Annotated in this window: 1 protein-coding gene; it reads right to left on the bottom strand. The window is 50.5% G+C overall.

The annotated features are described in order from the left end of the window. Positions 1-165 precede the first annotated feature (165 nt). Positions 166-596, bottom strand: a 431-nt coding sequence (locus EXE42_RS16465; protein WP_199240794.1) for a polysaccharide biosynthesis C-terminal domain-containing protein, incomplete at its 5' end; no start/stop codon positions are given.

The raw sequence follows: 596 nt of genomic DNA, 5'->3' as shown, positions 1-596 counted from the left end.
AAACTTACCGTCGCCACAGCCTAAATCAAGAACCCGCCCTTCAGTTTCTTCTGGGAGAAACGGACCGTAGTTCCGCTGGAATCGGTCGTGGTACGCTTCGCTCATTTCATAGCTGACTCAGCAGACAGATGTATAAATCCGACGGAACTGACACGGCTGAGTGAATTAAAATTCTTCATTAATGAGCTTATTAGCGAGAGTTTTGAATGGACCAAGGTCGATTCCGAAGCGTTCTTCGAACATGAGGACAAGACGAGCCTCCTCAGCTTCGATCCCCCCAGTGCGAAGCACGACGATAATAAATAGCGGCGCGTAAAGCACACAGGCAACCACCAGTGAGAAGGCCGATCGTTGGAGAGTCGCGACGACCGGCAGGTAGACGAGACCGGCAACTATGGTGGCGACGACTGCCGGTTTAAATAGACCCATCGAGATGGGATTAACGTCAATTTTATTCCATATTTGGTAGATGTACAATACCCCTAAGGTCAGGTACGAAGCCGTCGTGGCGAGTGCGGCACCGAAAGCCCCAAAATCAGGGATGAGTGCCACATTAACCACCACATTGAGTACCGCAACGAGGAAGTTGTCGTACA

Source organism: Halorubrum sp. SP3, assembly GCF_005435195.1.
Taxonomy (GTDB): Archaea; Halobacteriota; Halobacteria; order Halobacteriales; family Haloferacaceae; genus Halorubrum; species Halorubrum sodomense.
This window is presented reverse-complemented; position numbering and strand designations above follow the sequence as displayed.